17 protein-coding genes are annotated in these 16,365 nt (G+C 72.8%); 8 read left to right on the top strand and 9 right to left on the bottom strand.

Annotated features, from left to right (window positions below; genetic code table 11):
• Nucleotides 1-347: 347 nt before the first annotated feature.
• The 4 genes from C1701_RS15770 (at nucleotide 348) to C1701_RS15755 (ending at nucleotide 3,093) form a co-directional block, all read left to right on the top strand.
• The gene (locus tag C1701_RS15770; RefSeq protein WP_051313991.1) at nucleotides 348-776 is read left to right on the top strand and encodes a phage holin family protein; all 429 of its coding nucleotides are present in this window, start codon (nucleotides 348-350) and stop codon (nucleotides 774-776) included.
• Between the two features lie 4 nt (nucleotides 777-780).
• Nucleotides 781-1,233, top strand: coding sequence for a DUF3618 domain-containing protein (locus tag C1701_RS15765; RefSeq protein ID WP_026419003.1), 453 nt, complete (start codon nucleotides 781-783; stop codon nucleotides 1,231-1,233).
• 38 nt (nucleotides 1,234-1,271) lie between these two features.
• Nucleotides 1,272-2,054, top strand: a complete 783-nt coding sequence (locus tag C1701_RS15760; protein ID WP_103056121.1) for an alpha/beta fold hydrolase — start codon at nucleotides 1,272-1,274, stop codon at nucleotides 2,052-2,054.
• 220 nt (nucleotides 2,055-2,274) lie between these two features.
• Complete coding sequence (locus C1701_RS15755) at nucleotides 2,275-3,093, top strand: AAA family ATPase (protein ID WP_337661727.1); 819 nt, start codon at nucleotides 2,275-2,277, stop codon at nucleotides 3,091-3,093.
• Between the two features lie 77 nt (nucleotides 3,094-3,170).
• Here C1701_RS15755 and C1701_RS15750 read toward each other — a convergent pair whose 3' ends face one another.
• Nucleotides 3,171-4,463, bottom strand: a complete 1,293-nt coding sequence (locus C1701_RS15750; protein ID WP_103056119.1) for a DUF418 domain-containing protein — start codon at nucleotides 4,461-4,463, stop codon at nucleotides 3,171-3,173.
• Nucleotides 4,464-5,008: 545 nt separating this feature from the next.
• On the bottom strand, nucleotides 5,009-5,668 hold the full coding sequence (locus C1701_RS15745; RefSeq protein WP_103056118.1) for a GNAT family N-acetyltransferase: 660 nt from the start codon (nucleotides 5,666-5,668) through the stop codon (nucleotides 5,009-5,011).
• Nucleotides 5,669-5,748: 80 nt separating this feature from the next.
• Between C1701_RS15745 and C1701_RS15740 the strand changes: the two genes are divergently transcribed.
• Nucleotides 5,749-6,960 (top strand): winged helix-turn-helix transcriptional regulator, encoded by a 1,212-nt coding sequence (locus C1701_RS15740; protein ID WP_103056117.1) that lies wholly within the window; start codon nucleotides 5,749-5,751, stop codon nucleotides 6,958-6,960.
• A gap of 465 nt (nucleotides 6,961-7,425) precedes the next feature.
• A complete protein-coding gene (locus C1701_RS15735; protein ID WP_051313986.1) occupies nucleotides 7,426-8,478 on the top strand; it encodes an LLM class flavin-dependent oxidoreductase in 1,053 nt (350 codons plus the stop codon).
• 142 nt (nucleotides 8,479-8,620) lie between these two features.
• Here the strand turns inward: C1701_RS15735 and C1701_RS15730 are convergent, their stop codons facing one another.
• From C1701_RS15730 to C1701_RS15720, 3 genes are all read right to left on the bottom strand, one after another.
• A complete protein-coding gene (locus C1701_RS15730; protein ID WP_026419000.1) occupies nucleotides 8,621-8,860 on the bottom strand; it encodes a hypothetical protein in 240 nt (79 codons plus the stop codon).
• Between the two features lie 179 nt (nucleotides 8,861-9,039).
• A complete protein-coding gene (locus tag C1701_RS15725) occupies nucleotides 9,040-9,285 on the bottom strand; it encodes a DUF397 domain-containing protein (protein ID WP_026418999.1) in 246 nt (81 codons plus the stop codon).
• Nucleotides 9,272-10,192, bottom strand: a complete 921-nt coding sequence (locus C1701_RS15720; protein ID WP_337661726.1) for a helix-turn-helix domain-containing protein — start codon at nucleotides 10,190-10,192, stop codon at nucleotides 9,272-9,274. The genes C1701_RS15725 and C1701_RS15720 overlap by 14 nt, the downstream gene beginning before the upstream one ends.
• A 193-nt stretch (nucleotides 10,193-10,385) precedes the next feature.
• Between C1701_RS15720 and C1701_RS15715 the strand changes: the two genes are divergently transcribed.
• Nucleotides 10,386-10,784, top strand: a complete 399-nt coding sequence (locus tag C1701_RS15715; RefSeq protein ID WP_245588820.1) for a hypothetical protein — start codon at nucleotides 10,386-10,388, stop codon at nucleotides 10,782-10,784.
• Nucleotides 10,785-11,263: 479 nt separating this feature from the next.
• On the opposite strand, the gene C1701_RS15710 is transcribed toward C1701_RS15715, so the two are convergent.
• The 4 genes from C1701_RS15710 to C1701_RS15695 all read right to left on the bottom strand — a co-directional run bounded on the left by C1701_RS15710 (nucleotide 11,264) and on the right by C1701_RS15695 (nucleotide 14,962).
• A complete protein-coding gene (locus tag C1701_RS15710) occupies nucleotides 11,264-11,848 on the bottom strand; it encodes a dihydrofolate reductase family protein (protein ID WP_016700400.1) in 585 nt (194 codons plus the stop codon).
• A gap of 282 nt (nucleotides 11,849-12,130) precedes the next feature.
• On the bottom strand, nucleotides 12,131-12,820 hold the full coding sequence (locus tag C1701_RS15705) for a hypothetical protein (RefSeq protein WP_026418996.1): 690 nt from the start codon (nucleotides 12,818-12,820) through the stop codon (nucleotides 12,131-12,133).
• Entirely contained in the window at nucleotides 12,817-14,199 is a 1,383-nt protein-coding gene (locus tag C1701_RS15700; protein WP_026418995.1) for a hypothetical protein, read from the bottom strand. Before C1701_RS15700 ends, C1701_RS15705 begins: the two co-directional genes overlap by 4 nt.
• Complete coding sequence (locus tag C1701_RS15695) at nucleotides 14,192-14,962, bottom strand: ABC transporter ATP-binding protein (protein WP_337661725.1); 771 nt, start codon at nucleotides 14,960-14,962, stop codon at nucleotides 14,192-14,194. Before C1701_RS15695 ends, C1701_RS15700 begins: the two co-directional genes overlap by 8 nt.
• Nucleotides 14,963-15,860: 898 nt before the next feature.
• Here C1701_RS15695 and C1701_RS15690 point away from each other — a divergent pair.
• Complete coding sequence (locus tag C1701_RS15690) at nucleotides 15,861-16,205, top strand: hypothetical protein (RefSeq protein ID WP_103056113.1); 345 nt, start codon at nucleotides 15,861-15,863, stop codon at nucleotides 16,203-16,205.
• Nucleotides 16,206-16,365 lie beyond the last annotated feature (160 nt).

Raw genomic sequence — 16,365 nt, 5'->3', positions numbered from 1 at the left:
CGGCGGTGGCGACCACCAGTCCCGGTCTCCGCCACCGCCGCGGCCGGTGCGGGGGGCCGCCCCGAGCGGGGACGGCACCTTGCGGCCCGGGCACCGGTCGAGGGCAGCACCGGCGGCCCCGCCCTGACGTCCTCGCACCGGGTCCCCGCCCACGCCACCGCTGGCTCCGCGCCGGGACGAGGCCGCGCCACCTGTCCCTGCGCACCCCTGATGACCAGGGGAGGCATCCGGCCGATCCCACCCGGGGAGGGTGGTGAATCCCGTCGGCCGGAGCGGGGAGCGGTTTCGGCGCCGACCTGTCGGGTAGCCCGACGGCACGTGGTCCCAAGGAATCGGAGCGCGAGACGATGGCTGAGCAATTCGACGTCCGGTCGATGGAGGACGAACGGCACCGGGAGCGCAACACCTCGCAGCTGGTGCACGACGCCTTCGAACAGACCCGGCACCTGATCCGCGGCGAGATGCGACTGGCGATGCGGGAGTTCTCCGGCAAACGCCGCCACGCCACCATGGGCGGCGGCATGTTCGGCGGAGCGGCGGTCTTCGCCCTCTACGGCGGGGGCGCGCTCGTGCTGTGCGTGGTCCTCGCGCTGGCGCTGGTGTGGCCGGGCTGGCTGGCGGCGCTGGTGACGGGTGCCGCGCTGCTCGCGGCCGCCGGCGTGATGTCGCTGGTCGGCCGTCGCGAGTTCCGCAAGGTGACCCCGGTCGTGCCCGAACAGACGGTCGCCAACATGCGGGACACGGTGGACACCATCAAGTCGCGGACGGGGCGGTGAGGACATGAGCCACCGGAACGGAGACAGGCAGCACGGCGGCCGGCACACCGCGACCCGTGGGAGCTGGGCCGACGAGGAACTGCGGCGCGACATCGAGGCCACCGAGCACGAACTCGCCGACACCGTGGCCGACCTCGTGGACAAGTTCGACGTGCGGGGCAAGGTCTCGGACCTGACCGAGGAGAAGCTCCACTCGCTCGACCAGGCCGCCGCGCGACTCACCGAGAAGGCCCCGCCCCAGGTGGCCCGGCAGCTCGACCGGGGCCGGGAGGCGATCCGCAAGCGGCCAGGCGCCACCCTCGGGTGGACGGCCGCCGCGCTGCTCGTGCTGGTGGCGCTGGGTCGTCGACGTGCCCACCGGCACCACCACCGGGCACACCACGGCCTCGGGCACTTCCGGCACCACGGGCCGGCGAGGGGACGCCAGCTGGACGGCTACGAGGTGTGGGAGATCTGACCCTGGCACCGGCCTCCCCGTTCCGCCACACTGGACGGATGGCGCCGGCACCGCTGTCCGTCACGTCGTGGGGCACCGCCGGTCCGCGCGTCGTCCTGGTGCACGGCTCGGGGACCTGGGGCGCGGCCACGTTCGGGTTCGCCGCCCAACGGCCGTTGGCCGCCGACCACCAGCTGGTGGTGCCCGACCGGCGTGGCTACGGCGCGAGCCCCGACACGGCCCGCAGCGATCCGCATGAGGACGCCATCGACATCGGCGAGCTGCTCGACGACGGCGCCCACCTCGTGGGGCACTCCTCGGGCGCCGTCGTCGCGCTGCTGGCCACGGCAGCCAGGCCGGACAGGGTCCGCAGCCTCACCCTCATCGAACCCGCGTGCTTCCAGCTCGCCCCGCGCGACCCCGTCGTCGCGGCTGCCATCGCACGCAACCGGGCGGCCCTGGACGCGGTCCCGCCGACGATCGACGCCGAGGAACTGGTCCGCCTCAACTACCGGTCCGCCGGTCTCCCCGTTCCCGAGATCACCGAGCGGCACGTCCGGGCGACCAGGACCGCGCTCGCCGAACGACCGGCCTGGGACACGCCGATCACCTCCGAAGCCGTGGCGAACGCCCCGCGCCCCACGCTGGTGATCACCGGGACCTGGGAGAACGCCGCCGACGACTACCGGGAGCACGGGGGCCGCCCCATCATGGCCTGCGCGCGGGTGACCGCCGACCTGCTGGGCGCCGAGCTGCTGCGGGTGCCAGGCGCCAGCCACTGGCCGCACCAGGAGCGGCCGGACCTGGTGAACCCCGCGTTGTCCCGGCTGTGGCGTGGCTGATCCGCCGGGCCGCCCGCCCGGGCTCGTCGTCGCCGGAGACCAGGAGGCAGCGGTGGGGTGCCCGAGCCGGCACGGGGTGCCCGGCACCCCGGGGGAGCGGGACACCGGCTCCCGGCGGCACGTCGTCGCAGCGAGGTGACCGGGTACGCGCGTCTCCCGCTGCTGGCCACCTGCCCGGCGACCTCGCGACGGGCGGGCGGACCCGGGTGGGAGGCCTGGCGTGACGCCTCCCGTGGTGTGGATCGGCGGTCCGCCCGGAGCCGGGAAGAGCTCGGTGGCCCGGCTGCTCGCCCGCCGGCACGGGCTCCGCGTGTACGCGAGCGACACCCGCACCTGGGAGCACCGCGACCGCGCCCTGCGTGCCGGCGTGCCCGCCGCGCTCGACTTCGAACGCCTCTCCGTCGAGCGCCGGTGGTCCGCGCCGCCCGAGGTGCTGGTGGCCCGGTCGCTGCACCACGAGCGGGGGCCGATGGTGGTCGAGGACGTGCGGTCCCTGCCCCCCGAACCACTCACCGTCGTCGAGGGCACCATCATCACCCCCGGGGTGGTCGGGCCGGACGCCACCGCGGTGTGGCTGCTGCCCGACGCGGCGGAACGGCGCCGGCGCCTCCGGGACCGGGACCTGAGCCGACCGGTGCTCAGGTTCTACGAACTGCTCGCGGAGCGGATCGAGGACGAGGTCCACGGGCGGGGCGCGCCGGTCGTCCACACCGGTCGGGGAGCGCCCCTCCGGCGGGTGGTCTCCGAAGTCGAGGAGCGGTTCGCCGCCGCCCTCGCCGCCGGGCCCGTCGTCCGGGACCGCGCCGGCCGGGTGTCCCTGCTCCGACTGGCCAACCTGGACGTCGTCCGCCAACACCTCGCCTACCTGGCACGGCCGTGGACCACCGGCGACGCCACCACGATGGTGGCCCGCTTCGACTGCGAGTGCGGGCGGCGGGACTGCGAGGCGCTGGTGGGACTGGCCGTCGCCGACTTCCCGACCGGGCCGGCCCACCTCGACCCGGTCCTCGCGGCGGGGCACGCTCCCCGGCGGAGCTGAACTCCCCGCGCCTCGGGGCGTGCGCCTCGGCGGGCCTCGTCGGGCCCGGACCGCGAGGCCGGGCCCGACGTCGGGGCTCAGGTGGTCACGCGTTCCGTCGGCCCGTCCTGGGAACGACTGGCGGCCGGCGCGGCCGCCCTCCCCCGCGACCGGTAGGTCAGGCCGCGCAACACCACCTCCGCCGGGCCGCGACGGCCGGCGCGTTCCAGCAGGGCGCTGGCCACGACCGTCAGCAGCCAGACACCGATGGCGAACAGCGCCATCTGAGCGCTGCCGAACGAGGCGCCCCAGCCGAGGCCCCAGGCGGCGAGCAGTGGGGCGCAGAGCACGGACTGCGCCAGGTACGCCGACAGGGACCTGCGTCCGGTGGCGACGATGGCTCCCCCGATCCGGCCCACCCCGCCCCGCCGGGAGATGCGGTGCGAGACCAGCGCGAACACGGCGACGTAACCAACCCCGCCGAACAGGCCACTGGTCATGTGCGTCAGGCTCAGCGCCTCCTTCATCAACGTGGAGACGGACAGCACGTCGACCCGCGCGAGCGCGTAGGGCAGGCCTCCCAGGAGCACACCGCCGCCGAGGCCGACCACGGCGGTCGCCCGCAGCAGGCGGAGGTGCTGGCCCGGCTCCTCCAGCACCCGGCGGCGGGCGGCCCAGAAGCCGAGCAACATCGACACGGGCAGGACGAGCAGGACGAAGCCCTGAATGACGACCAGGTACAGCCACGCCGGCAGCCGGCCCGGGATGCTGGCGAGGTAGCTCGTCTCACTAGTGTTGCTCGTCAGGAACGGTACGTAGTCCAGGGGGGCTCCCCCGGCCGTGCCCTCGGGTGCGAGGGCCGCGAGGACGACGAGCGCCAACGACAGCGTGAGGACCAGCCCGCTGAGCACGGCCGACCAGACCAGCAGCACCCGGTCGGACCGGCGGAGGAACAACCAGCAGAGGATCAGGCCCGTCATGCCGTAGGCGGCGAGGATGTCGCCCATCCACAGCAGGGCCGCGTGCGCCACGCCGAAGACCAGCAGCCACAGGTGCCGCCGCCGCAGCAGCGCCCGCGCGTCGCGTTCCTGCGTGCCGGTGGCCAGTTGGCGGCTCAGCAGCTGCACGATGCCGTAGCCGAAGAGGAACGCGAACATCGGGTAGGAGCGCATGTCGACCCCGGCGACGAGCACCACCTGGGTGATCTTGTCGGCGACGGAGCCGTCGACCGGATGCGCGCTGCCGGGGCTCCGCTCGGATCCCCACAGGTAGAAGACGGTGTTGGCGAGCACGATGAGCAGCAACATGCAGCCTCGGGCCAGATCAGGCGCGAGGACGCGTTCGCCGGCCTTCACCGGACCGCGTTCGGACGGAGTGGTGGTGGTTGTCATGGTGGTGTTCCTCCCCAGATCGTTCCAGCGCGCGCACCGGCTCGTGGGCCTTCCGCGCGCGTGGGTCGCGGCATGGTTGGAGTGAGCGGCGATCGGTGGACTTCCTCCGGCGTGGTGCTCGCGGCCTCGGACCAGCGCGAGACGCTGATCCCCGCGCTCGCTGTCCGGTGTGGGCACCTCTCGCCGGAAGGCGCTCCAGCCCGCGTTCCTGAGAGTTCCGCGCCCGAGATGTCGTCGCGAGCGGCCCGACCGCCTACCCCGTCCGCCGCCGATCGGGGTCTGAATCGGTTCGCAACAGAATTCCACACAATTCCTCTGGCCTCGGCTGGGCTGGCGGAGTAACCTACGTCACCAGAAGCCCCGGCCTCGGCCGGGGTTTCGCCATGTCAGGGCCGGGTGGAGCGGTACGGGTCGTCTCCCGGCGGCCAGTGGGCAACGACCCTCGCGGGCGAGCGTGGCGGTGGTGCGCGTCGAGCTCGAGACCGCGACGGGCGGACGACGTCGCGGCCGTCGTCGGCAGCGGACGCTCTGCCCGGAAAGGTCCCCTAGCCGCCGACCGGAGGCCACATCGGACGCAGTCGTGGGCCCTCCTCGGGCAGGACGATCGGCTCGCCCAGCGCGCGGAAGCCGTGCCGCTCGTAGAGGGCGGCGGCCCGGGGTGAACTCGCCTCCAGGTAGGCGGGCCGACCCGCCTCGTCGATCCTGGCGAGCTGGTGGCGCAGCAGCGCTCCGCCCACGCCCCGTCCCCGGTGATCCGGTCGCACCCCCATCTGCTGGAGGTACCAGTGCGGTTCTCCGGCGGGGTGCCGCTCCTCGGTCATCCGCCGCACCGTCGCCATCCGTGGCGCGTGGGGGCCGTAGACCGCTTCGAAGGCCGCCGCCACGGCCGCGTCCGCCTCGTCCTGGCTCGCGGCGGCCATCGACCGGTCACCGGTCGTCGAGGTGGGGTCGGTGTCCTCCCACAGGGAGACGCCGGTGATTTCGTCCGGTCTGGTTCCCGCCACGACGACCTCCCCCGTCGCGACGACGGCCCCGATCCACGGCTCGGCCGCCTCGGGGTCGCGCACGATGCGTTCCCGCCGCTCGTCCTGGTCGGGGATGACCCAGGTGATCACGGCCTCGCCCTCGCTGGCGGCGGCGAAGGCCGCCGCCGCTCCGGCGATGTCGTCCCGCCCGGCCCGCCACACGGTGATCGTCTCGGACACTGAACCCTCCCAGATGCGTACGGTGTACTCATGGTCTTGGGTGAGGATACGCACATCCGCGCGGCGGGCATGATGGCGGGGTGGCGGAGGACGACGACCGGGCGGCGGAGCGGTCCGGCAGGACCGGGCTCACCGTGGAGCGCATAGTGCGGGCCGCGATCGCGGTCGCCGACGAGGAGGGGCTGCCCGCGCTGTCCATGCGTCGCCTCGCCGTCGAGCTGGACGCCGGCGCGATGTCGCTCTACCGGCACGTCCCCGGCCGCGCCGCCCTGACCGCCCTGATGACCGAGGAGGTCTTCGGCGAGATCCGCCACCCGGTGCCGGGCCCTTCGGGCTGGCGCGCCCGGCTTGAGCTCGCCGCGCGGCAGGAGCGGTCGATGTACCGGCGGCACCCGTGGGTGCTCGGGGTCGTGGCCATGACCGCCAGGCCGCCGTTGGGGCCGAAGGTGCTGGCCGCGGCGGAGTGGGTCGCCGCTTCGGCGGTCGCCGCCGGCCTGTCGCCCGTCGAGGCGCGCCGGGTGTACGTCACCCTCGGCGACTACGTGCAGGGCGCGGCGCTCTACGAGCTCGTCGAGGCCAGGGCGAGGGAGACGAGCGGGGTGGACGCCGCGACGTGGTGGGAGTCGCGACTGCCGGACCTGCGGGCGCTGTTCGAGGGGGGCGACCTGCCCACGCTGGCCGCGAGCGTGGTCGGGGTGGATCCCTCCGCCGCGGACAAGACCCTGGTGTCCGATGAGGGCTTCGAGTTCGGGCTGGCCCGGGTGCTCGACGGGATCGGGGTGTTGGTGGCCGACCGCGCTCGCGGGTCGGTGGCGGCGCGGCCCGGCGAGGACGCGGGCCAGACCATCCCAAGGGAGTATCAAAAAGTAACTTCGGTGTTGGCTGGTGCGGGAGCCCGCACCCCGGAGCCGGCTTCGGGCCCCGACCCGACCGAGGACCACCCGGCCGCGACCGAGGACAGCGGCCACCCCCTCGACGGACCCGTTGCCGCCGCGCTCGCGACCCTGGGCCGCCGCTGGGTGCCCGAGATCCTCTACGTGCTCCACCGGGGTGCGGCGAGGTTCGTCGACCTGCTCTCCGCCATCCCCGGGCTGTCCCGGCGGGTGCTGTCCGAACGCCTCGTCCTCCTCACCGAGGAAGGGCTCGTGGAGCGGCGGGTGGCGGACGGCTCAGCTCCCAGGAACGACTACCGGCTCACCGCGCGGGGCCGCGAACTGGACGCGGTGTTCCGCGCACTCGACGGATGGGCGGCGGGCGGGGACGCGCGGGAGCGGACGACGGCGTCGGAGTGATGGCCGCTGGCCGTCGACGCGCGTGGGGCGGCACGTCCGGCGCGGCGGGAGCCGGCCGCGCGGCGGCGGAGCTCGGATGGCTCTCCCGGCGCGTGCGACAGGCTGGTCAGTCGCCGGACGGGTGCTCGGAGCGCCGGCCCGGTGCCGTCGAATCCCGGTCGTGGCGCTCGACCGGGATTCGAGGAGGACGGGAACGCGAGGAGGTCGGGAACGGCACGCCGCCGTCGCGCGGCATGGTCTCCGACCCCGTTCGACCGCGTCCGAATCCGAGCGGGCCGCGGGCCCATCGGCCGGGAGGAGACACGTCGTCGGGCGTGCTGCCCGGCCGTCGATTCCGGACAGCAGGTCACCGGCCACGGCCCCCGGTGGACTCCTCCCGGTAGCGTCAGGGATCCACGGGACCCCCGTCGCGGCGGTTCCGTGGCGAGGAAGGACAGCAGCCCGGAACAGCGTGAGGACGGACCCGTGCCCACTCCCGGAACGCCCACCCCCACCGCCCCGGAATCGGGGCCCCGCCTGGGGTTCTTCGCGAGGCTGGAGGGCGAGGGCGACGCGGCCGCGGCCTACGCGGACGGCCTCCGGATCTTCGAGGCGGCTGAGGAGTTCGGCTACGCCACCGGTTGGGTGGCCCAGCACCACTTCGGGTCCCACCGGGGGAGCGTCCCGGCTCCGCTGGTGTTCCTGGCCGCGGCCGGCCAGCGGACCAGTCGGCTCCGACTGGGCACCGCCGTGATCACCCTGCCGACCGAGTCCCCGGTGCGGGTGGCTGAGGACGCCGCCGTCCTCGACGCCCTCACCGGCGGCCGGGTGGAACTCGGTGTGGGGTCCGGCTCCGAGCCGGAGACCTTCGAGGCGTTGGGCGCGGACTTCGCTGCTCGTCGGGAGGAGTTCGCCGAGCGGCTCGGGGAGCTGCGGTCGGCGCTGGCCGGTGAGCCATTGCCCGGCGGCGCCGTCCTGAGCCCACCTCGCCCCGAGCTGACCGGGCGCTTGTGGCAGGCGGCGATGAGCGTGTCCGGGGCGCGTCGGGCGGGCGCCCAGGGCACCGGCCTGCTCCTGGCCCGCAACGCACCGGACTCGGACCGCCCGCCGGGGGAGCGCCAACTGGACCTGGTCCGCGCCTACCGGGAGGCCTGGCGACCGCTCGGCGGGGGCACGCCGAGGATCGGGGTGTCCCGGACGGTCCACGTCTCCTCCGACACGGCGACCGCGCGGGCTGAGCTGCTCGACGGGCTCCGCCCCTACCTGCGGCAGCGGCGAGCCGAGGACCCCGCCGCCGAGGAGATCCGCCCGGAACGGGTGCTGGTCCAGGACGGCGTGGTGTACGGCGATGCCGAGCGGGTGGCGGAACTGCTCGCGGCGGACCCGACCGTGGGGCTGGCCGACGAACTGCTCGTCCAGGCGTTCCCGGCCAGGCTGGCGCCTGACCGCCTCATCGAGTCCCTGCGGCTCCTCGCCACCGAGGTGGCACCCGCCCTGGGATGGCGGCGGCCCGGGACGGCCGGGGCCACCACCCGCTGATTCCCGCGCCTGCCGGCGCGCGGCTGTGCGGTGGCGTTGGACGTTCAGCGGGCCGTGGGTCCGCGACGATGGGGCTGGGGTTCTCCAAGCCCCGTCGTCACGTCATCGAAGCCCGTGCGTGTCGTCCTCGGGCCCCGCCCGGTCAGGAACGCGTGTAGGTCAGGAACAGCACGCCGCTGTCGTGCGCCTTCGTCTCGACCAGCCGGAACCCCGTGGGGTCGAACGCGCCACCGAACAGGGCGATGCCCGCGCCGGCGACGACGGGGTTCAGCTTGATCACGAGTCGGTCGATCTCCGGCAGCAGCGCACCGGCCAGCCGCCCGTCGCCGACCGCGTCGAACCGTAGACAGTCGGACCGGCTCTCTCGCGATGGTGAATCCACCAGTCGCCGATTGTCCCGGAAGGGCAGAAGCAGAGCGCTGTCAGCATGCCTCACCGACCACGCACCCGAGTGTCCGTCGTACCGGCGGTGTTCACAGAGCAGCGCGTACCCCCCGGCGCACGTTGGTTCCTGGCGCACGCGAGACCCGGCAGGAGCCTCACGGTGGAATCGTGCGGCCGCTACCCCTTGCCTACCGTCAGATCGTCGAACTCGCCTGTCTTGCAGCCCTTGATCCAAGCGTCCATCTCAGCAGGGGTGAAGAACACGACGCTTCCCCCGGGATGGTTGCTGTTGCGCACGGCGATCCTGCCGTCGTGCAGCGGAGCGACCTCGACGCACGCCCCGCCCTGGTCGGAGCTGAAGCTGGACTTGCGCCACGCCGCGCCGTCGAGGCGGTCCCGGTGCGCCCGGTCAGGTCTGGTCATGATCGAACTCCTCTGCGATATCCCGAAGCATTCTCGCAGACTCGTCGGGAGTGAGAGCCAGCGCGCACAGGTGCTCGAAGGCAACGTTGTGCGCCTCGATCTCGTGCGGTTGTTCCAGGTAGAGCGCACCGGACCGGTGCTCGATGTAGGCGACGCCGGGATCTGTGAGCCAGGGGAACCCGATGACGACGAAGGGTCCGGTCATGCCGGGATGGGCACCTCGTGTGAACGGAATGACCTGCACGGTGATCTTGGGCTGCTCCGCAGCTCCAGCGAGGTGGAGGAGCTGGTCTCTCATGACCTGCGGACTGCCGACAACCCGGCGCAGGGCAGCCTCGTCGATGACCGTCCACAACCGGAGAGGTTCGGGGCTGCGGGAGAGCACGCGTTGACGGTTGAGGCGCAACTGCACGGCGCGTTCGATCTCGTCCTCCGCGCGTTCCGCCGTGCTCCGACGAAGTAGCGCGCTGGCGTACTGCCTGGTTTGCAGCAGGCCGGGAATGAACTGTGCCTCGTATATCCGGGCCTGCGATGCGCCCTGCTCCAGGCCGATGAAGAGGGAGAACCAGCTCGGCAGCGTGTCGGAGCCGTGGCTCTCCCACCAACCTTTCTGACGTGAGTTCTTGGCGGCCTGAACGTAGTCCGGCCAACGTTCCATCGGCACGTTGAACAGCGGCAGTAAGACCTCGTCGAGGTCGCGGATCACCACAGGTCGTTCGGCGGTCTCGTAGTACGAGACCTTGCCGACCGTGCAGCGCAGGGCTTTCGCGACATCTTTCTGATCAAGTCCAGCTTCCTGGCGCAAGCGCGTGAGCTCCAGCGCCAGCCAGCGCCGCCATACCGTAGGACTTGATGTTTCGGGCACCCCAACCTCCTTCGTCAGCGTCGAGGTCAGTGTGCCCGTCATCCATAACCGCCTTTCGAGGTGCCAGCTCGCGAGCGGTCGGTCAACACCAACAGACCACCCCATCGGAGGACTCGCGTTCTGTTGAATCAAAATTTAAGATCTACAAGGTGAGTTTGAGTGCGGGGTGGCTCAAGCCACGCTCGGCCGGGTGTCCTGCGCGGCCGGGGTATCCGCTACAGGTGGGAGGGCGAACATGACCGCAGTGACCAGGGAGGACGAACTGTCCAGCGGGAAGTGGCGATGTGACGCCGACTACCGCAACCCGCTGGACAGCACTGTGCCTAGTCCTGAGGATCGACCGCCGTTGTGCGGTGAGCGCGAGTTCGCCGCCCTGTTGGAGGGGATGGTTGCCGAGTTCGCGCCGCGCGTGTTCGCGGTGGTGCAGGAGTACGGCGATCGCGTGGACGGGCGAATCGCGGCGTGGGGAATCGCATTCGCCGACCACGTGGAGGTTGTCGACGTGGATGGCTGCTCTCGAATGCATTTGCGATCTCCGGAGAGCGCGCTACGCGGGTTCAGCTGGGGGCGCCACATCACTGCCCGGTTGGTCTGGGTCACGAGGGCCGCTGCGACTCCGTGCGACGACGGCTGACTTCACCGCGCTCCCTGCGGTTCGCAGGTCGAAGCCAGCGAGGCAGCTCGCCCCCTGAGGAGATCGGGGCAATCCCCAACCGACTTCGTCTGAGGAACGCTGAGGGCTCCTGCGATGTGTCGAGGACGTGTTCGACACGGCTTCGGCCTCCGCCGTCAGCATCGTCGAGGGGAGTGGACGTGGTGGTTCAGGCGATGGCCTCGCACCACATCCCGTGGTGAAAGGTATCGCGCCGGTCTCCTTCTCCCATGAGCGTTCATCGATCGTGGAGGCGGGCCGTGAGCTGGACGCGGCCTCCCGCGATTCGACGGCTGGGCGTCCAGCGGGTCGGGCGCGGGAGGAAGGCGTCAGCGGAGTGGGATGGTGCCGACATCCTCCCGAGGCGCGGGAAGCGGCACCGGGAGGACGACCTGACGGGGCGGGCGCCCGGGAGTCGGACCAACTGGGGGTGGTGCCGAACGCCGAGCGGCCCCGCCCGGTCAGGAACGCGTGTAGGTCAGGAACAGCACGCCGCTGTCGTGCGCCTTCGTCTCGACCAGCCGGAACCCCGTGGGGTCGAACGCGCCACCGAACAGGGCGATGCCCGCGCCGGCGACGACCGGGTTCAGCTTGATCACGAGTCGGTCGATCTCCGGCAGCAGCGCACCGGCCAGCCGCCCGCCCCCGCAGAGCCAGATGCCCGCGCCAGGTTCGCGCTTGAGTTCGCGGACGACGGTCACCGGGTCGCCGGACACCAGCTCGACCGTGGGGTCAGGGCTCTCGGTCAGGCTCCGCGAGAACACGAGGTGGCGCAGGTGCGGGTACGCGTTGGTGACGCCCACCCGGAGCCCCATGTCGTAGGAACCCCTGCCCTCCAGCACCGTGTCGAAGGTGCGGTTCGGCGGGTCGATGCCGAGGGCGCGCCGCGCCTGGACGGGCACCAACTCCGGGTACTCCTCGACGAGCGTGCCCAGGTGGTCGCCGTCGATGTCGAAGAGCCCGCCCGGGGCCGACGGGTCCGAGCCGTCCGGCGGTGCGATGACGCCGTCCAGGGTGCTGGCGACGATGTAGGTCAGTTCGCGCATCAGGTCGTCCTTCCCGAGGTTCCGCCCGGGAGGACCCCGGCCGTGGGCCGGTCGCACGCTACCCCGCCCCCCGAGTCCGGGCGTACCCGTTTTCCCGGGAGCGAGCCTGTCCGACCCACCACCTGCTCTCCCCTCGCGGATCCCCGGCCGCCGCGCGGAAGTCGGGAAGCCGCTCGTCCCCGGGACGGGCGAGTCCCGGGGACGGCGCCGGTAGGTCGTCCCAGGGCCGGGCCGGCCCCGACCCACCGTCGGTGTCGGGGCCACCGGGGTCGGCTGGCGCCCCTACCAGCGGGCGGGGCGCGGGACGCCCCGGCGCGCGAAGCTGGCGGCGAGACCGGCGCCGAACAGGACGAGCGAGGTCAGCCAGGCGTGGCCCCAGGGGTCCTGGCCCACCAACCACCCGAGGAGCCCGTTCACCAGCGCGGTGTCCCCGCCGGTGGCCGGTGTGTACAGGCCCACGAACCCGGGCACGGCGACCAGCATCACGGGCAGCACCGCGAGTGGAGCGGGCAGGACCAGCTGGAGCACCCAGGCCAGGCCGGTCAACGCCAGCAGGACGGCCGCCGCGTCCCCGCCCCCGAAGTCCGCCACCACCTCCGGGGTGGACAACCACAGGGCGAGGGCGGCGAACCCCGAGCACCCGAGTCGGTGCGCGAGCGTCCACCAGGCCAGGCGACGCACGGCACCGCGATCGGTGGCCGGCACCCCGGAGGTGGCCCAGGTGGCCACCGCGCAGGCGAGCAGGGTGGGCATCACCACGGCGAACGGCAGCGGAACCGGCACCGAACCACCCACGGCGAAGGTCATCGCGCCGATGGTGGCGCTGGCCAGCGCTCCGAGCAGGACGGTCCCGACGATCCACGCCGTGTTCCGCGCCATCAGGAACGACAGCAGGGGGTGGCGCGCGCGGGGGAGGCCGGGGTTCGGCTCCGCGAGACGGTCGGGGGCGCGGGAGGCGTCGGTGCCGTTCATCGCGAGAACGCCTCCTCGGTCAGGGCACACCCCTGGTAGGCCGCGCCGTGCCGGGACAGCCACTCCCGCCATTCCGGGACCGACAACCCGGCGAGGAAATCGGCGGCCTCCCGGTACACCCCACCAGCGTCCGCGACCGGGACCCCGGGTTGGGCGATCGCCGTCGACACCAGGGTGTTGTAGCCGGCGGCCGCGTCGGGGTCCTCGACGCCCTGCTCCACGCGTTCGTCGAAGGGGCGGAAGCATTCGTCCAGGCCGGACAGGTTGAACGCGAGTTCCTGTACGGCGGCGACAAGGGTGCCCTCGGCGGTGTCGTCGAGGTGGACCGCGACGCCCTCCCCTACCGGCGCCTCTCCCATTCCCCGTGGTCGGTGCTCCACCCGGTCGAAGGCCAACGGCGAGTCCCCGGCCATCTCGTGGAACACCGCGAGCCGGGCGCCGAGATCGGCCGAGGCGTGGTCGAAGGCCGGGTGCAGGCACAGTTCCAGCTCCCCGTGCCAGGTGCACACCGGGGTGAAGGGCGGTTCGGCCGGGAGGGTGGTCCGCCCGCCCAGGGCGAGGACCGGGATGGCGGTGAGCGACGCCACGACGGCCGCCGCGCCGAGGACCGCCAGCCGCCACGGCCGCCGACGCCGGTGGCGGTCGCGTAGGCGGCACACCAGCACGAGGACGGCGAGCAACGCGAGCACGAGCCCCAGGAACCAGACCACCAACCGGAGGTGGAGGGTGGCCGGCACCGCCGTCCACACGTTGACCAGCTGCTGCCGAGCCGGGAGGAGCGCCTCCGCCGTCGGGGAGAGGGCGAAGCCGACCGCGTGGAGGGAGAAGGCGGCCAGCGCGACGACGGGGACGGTCAGGACGTGGGGGAGGAGGACACCGACGAGATAACCGAACAGTGCGTAGGCCGACAGACCCAGCGGGGAGATCAGGAGCGCGAGTGGTTCCAGCTCGCCCCACGTGTTGCCGACGAGGATGCGGGTGGACACGGCGGCCAGGACCAGCCCCTGGCCGAGCCACGCCCAGAGCAGGGTGGCGAGGAGTCGCGCACCGTGGCGGAACCCCGGGCCCCGGACCGCCACCTCGTCCAGCCAACCGAGCCCCATCCGGTGGTCGCGGCTCGCGACGAGCGCGGCGACGCCGCTGACCACCGGGCCGCTCGCGATGGTGGAGGCCTGCGAGGCGGCCATCGCGTTGCCCCAGTACGACACTCCCGGTGTCAGCTCGGCGAACGCCGCGAACAGCCCGAGCCCGACCACGGCGGGCACCAGCAGCCAGGCCGGGGACCGCCGGGACTCCAACAGGACGGCGTGCGCGAACGCCGTGCGCCGCGCGCGGGACGAACCAGCGGTGGACAGCGGGTGCTCCGTGCCCTCAGGCATGTGCCGACCCCCCAGCGGGGATCGCGAGGCGGCGCAGGTAGGCGGCTTCGACGGCTTCCGAGCGCGAGCCGTCGGCTCCCTCGGGCGCGAGGAACTCCTCCAGCGTCCCCTGGAAGCGCACGTGACCCTCGGAGAGGAGCAGGACCGAGTCGGCCACCGCCGCGACGTCGTCGGTGAGATGAGTGCTGAGCACGGTCGGGGTCTCCTTGCCCACCGCGCGGACCAGGGCGCGGAAGGAGGCTCGCTGCGCGGGGTCGAGACCGACCGTCGGCTCGTCCAGGACGAGGAGCGCCGGCTCGTTCACCAGGGCGCAGGCGATGCCCAGCCGTTGCAGCATGCCGCCGGACAGTTTCCTGGTCCTGGTGCCCGAGCTGGCCGCGAGACCGACGGTGCCGAGCACCCGCGCCGCGTTCTCCCGCGCCCGTCGGGCGGAGAGCCCCTTGCTCCACGCGGTGTAGCTGACGAACTCCAGGGTGGAGAAGGAGGGCAGCGCGGTGAACCGCTGGGGCAGGTATCCCGTGCTGGCCCGGATCGCCTCCACGCCCGAGGGGCGGCTCACGTCCTGACCGCATACCAGGAGCGAGCCGCCCTGGGGGCTGAGCACGCCCACGATCGTCTCGAGCAACGTGGTCTTCCCCGCCCCGTTCGGGCCGAGGAGGCAGGTCACCCCGGCACCGACCGAGAAGTCGATGTCGTGGAGGACCGTGGTCCTGCCGCGTTGTCGTCGTAGCCCGAGGGCCTTCACCAAGGGTGCGTTCGGCACGGTCGCCATCCTCAACGGGATCGGGTTTTCCGGGGGTGGGGGCGTGATTCCTCGACTTCGGGGTGAAGTGCCCGTGGCAGCTCGTTCCGCGAATCAGCGTAGTCGCGGGTGCCGGCTGAGGAATTCCGGTGTTTCCTGGTTCCACTGTCGGCGTTCGTCGCCGTCATCGCATCCCGGTGTGGGAGGTGGGGTGCCTGATCTCAACCGTTCCTGTTCGAGTCGGGGCACGGGAACATCGGGCAGCGGTGCTTCCCTCGCGACAAACGTCCCCGAAAGGCGACAGGGCTGTGGTTGGTTGCTGTGGCCTGCGGTGACGCTCAGGGGGATCCTTCCGTCCAGGTCGCGGAAACTCCGGCGACGGTGGGTGGAACGGCTGGTTCCCACCGCCTCATGAATCTCCCCACCATCGTGGCTTCGGGAAGGTATAAGGGCGGGATTGTCGTCCGCAACCGCGTCCGCCATGATTCGAGTCATACTCCGAACAGGCTCCTGGTGAATACTTCTTCCGGGGGTGCGTGGTGCGGCCCCGAACGCCGCGGCGGGATTGGCGCAGGGGCCGCCCGTATTCCACGACAGGAGGGAGGTGCCTGTTCTTCCCGTGAACCGCCGGACGGGTGGGTGTTGGGTGTGCTCGTCCCGCTGGGATACCGCGCTGGGTGACCGGATCGGTCGGGTCGGACGTGTCCGCGCGCCGGGGTGGTGCGCTCGGTTCCCCGGCTTGGCCCCTCGTGCCCTGGGGGTGGGGCTGGCGGCCGGGCGCCGTGTCCGGTCGTGACCTGGGGCTCGGGGAAGTGTGGTGGGGCTGGGCGCGTCCGTTCCCGGGCTGCCTCGTTCCTGCCGGGGTGACGTTCCTCCCCAGGTTTGCGGTGGGGCGGCGGCACGGGAGAGTATCGAACGCGTGTTCGAACGTGATGGCTCGCCGGTTCCCGGGTGGTCCCGGGACACCTACCGTGCCGTGCGGCCCGCCCAGCCGGTCTGGGTGTCCCTCGGCGCGGCCCTGAACCAGCCGACCTCCGGTCGTCCGCCCGTGCCCGAGGGGCTGGACCTGGCGTCGGAGGTGCCCGGGGAGCTGGTCGCCTGGGAGCGCACGACGACGGGGGAGTGGGCCGGGCTGGTCACCTTCGTGGTGCGACGCGCGCACGCCCGCGCCGGCGGGACCCGGCACACCATGTGGCTCTACGGCCGTGCCCTCCGGCGCCGGGAGGATGTCGGGCGGCGGAGGCGAGGACCGCGTTCCCGGTAGCCGCTCGCCGGCGGCTCGGACGCGGAGACGGATCACGCTGGCCCGGGGGAGCGATGCCGGTTCGCCGAGCGCGGGTGCGCCGTTCGTGGCCCCCTGTCCGGGGCGGGTCCGGACTCGCGGTTCATCCGGTCGAGGGCCGGACGGCCCAGGAGGGCGCCTC

Source organism: Actinoalloteichus sp. AHMU CJ021, assembly GCF_002895405.1.
GTDB lineage: Bacteria > Actinomycetota > Actinomycetes > Mycobacteriales > Pseudonocardiaceae > Actinoalloteichus_B > Actinoalloteichus_B caeruleus.
This window is presented reverse-complemented; position numbering and strand designations above follow the sequence as displayed.

Bases quoted from the DNA above. Each gene is read 5' to 3' on its own strand.
- C1701_RS15705 (WP_026418996.1), bottom strand. From the start codon at position 12,820: ATGAACGGCACCGACGCCTCCCGCGCCCCCGACCGTCTCGCGGAGCCG.
- C1701_RS15700 (WP_026418995.1), bottom strand. From the start codon at position 14,199: ATGCCTGAGGGCACGGAGCACCCGCTGTCCACCGCTGGTTCGTCCCGC.
- C1701_RS15725 (WP_026418999.1), bottom strand. From the start codon at position 9,285: ATGACCAGACCTGACCGGGCGCACCGGGACCGCCTCGACGGCGCGGCG.
- C1701_RS15765 (WP_026419003.1), top strand. From the start codon at position 781: ATGAGCCACCGGAACGGAGACAGGCAGCACGGCGGCCGGCACACCGCG.
- C1701_RS15760 (WP_103056121.1), top strand. From the start codon at position 1,272: ATGGCGCCGGCACCGCTGTCCGTCACGTCGTGGGGCACCGCCGGTCCG.
- C1701_RS15770 (WP_051313991.1), top strand. From the start codon at position 348: ATGGCTGAGCAATTCGACGTCCGGTCGATGGAGGACGAACGGCACCGG.
- C1701_RS15710 (WP_016700400.1), bottom strand. From the start codon at position 11,848: ATGCGCGAACTGACCTACATCGTCGCCAGCACCCTGGACGGCGTCATC.
- C1701_RS15720 (WP_337661726.1), bottom strand. From the start codon at position 10,192: ATGACGGGCACACTGACCTCGACGCTGACGAAGGAGGTTGGGGTGCCC.
- C1701_RS15715 (WP_245588820.1), top strand. From the start codon at position 10,386: ATGACCGCAGTGACCAGGGAGGACGAACTGTCCAGCGGGAAGTGGCGA.
- C1701_RS15750 (WP_103056119.1), bottom strand. From the start codon at position 4,463: ATGACAACCACCACCACTCCGTCCGAACGCGGTCCGGTGAAGGCCGGC.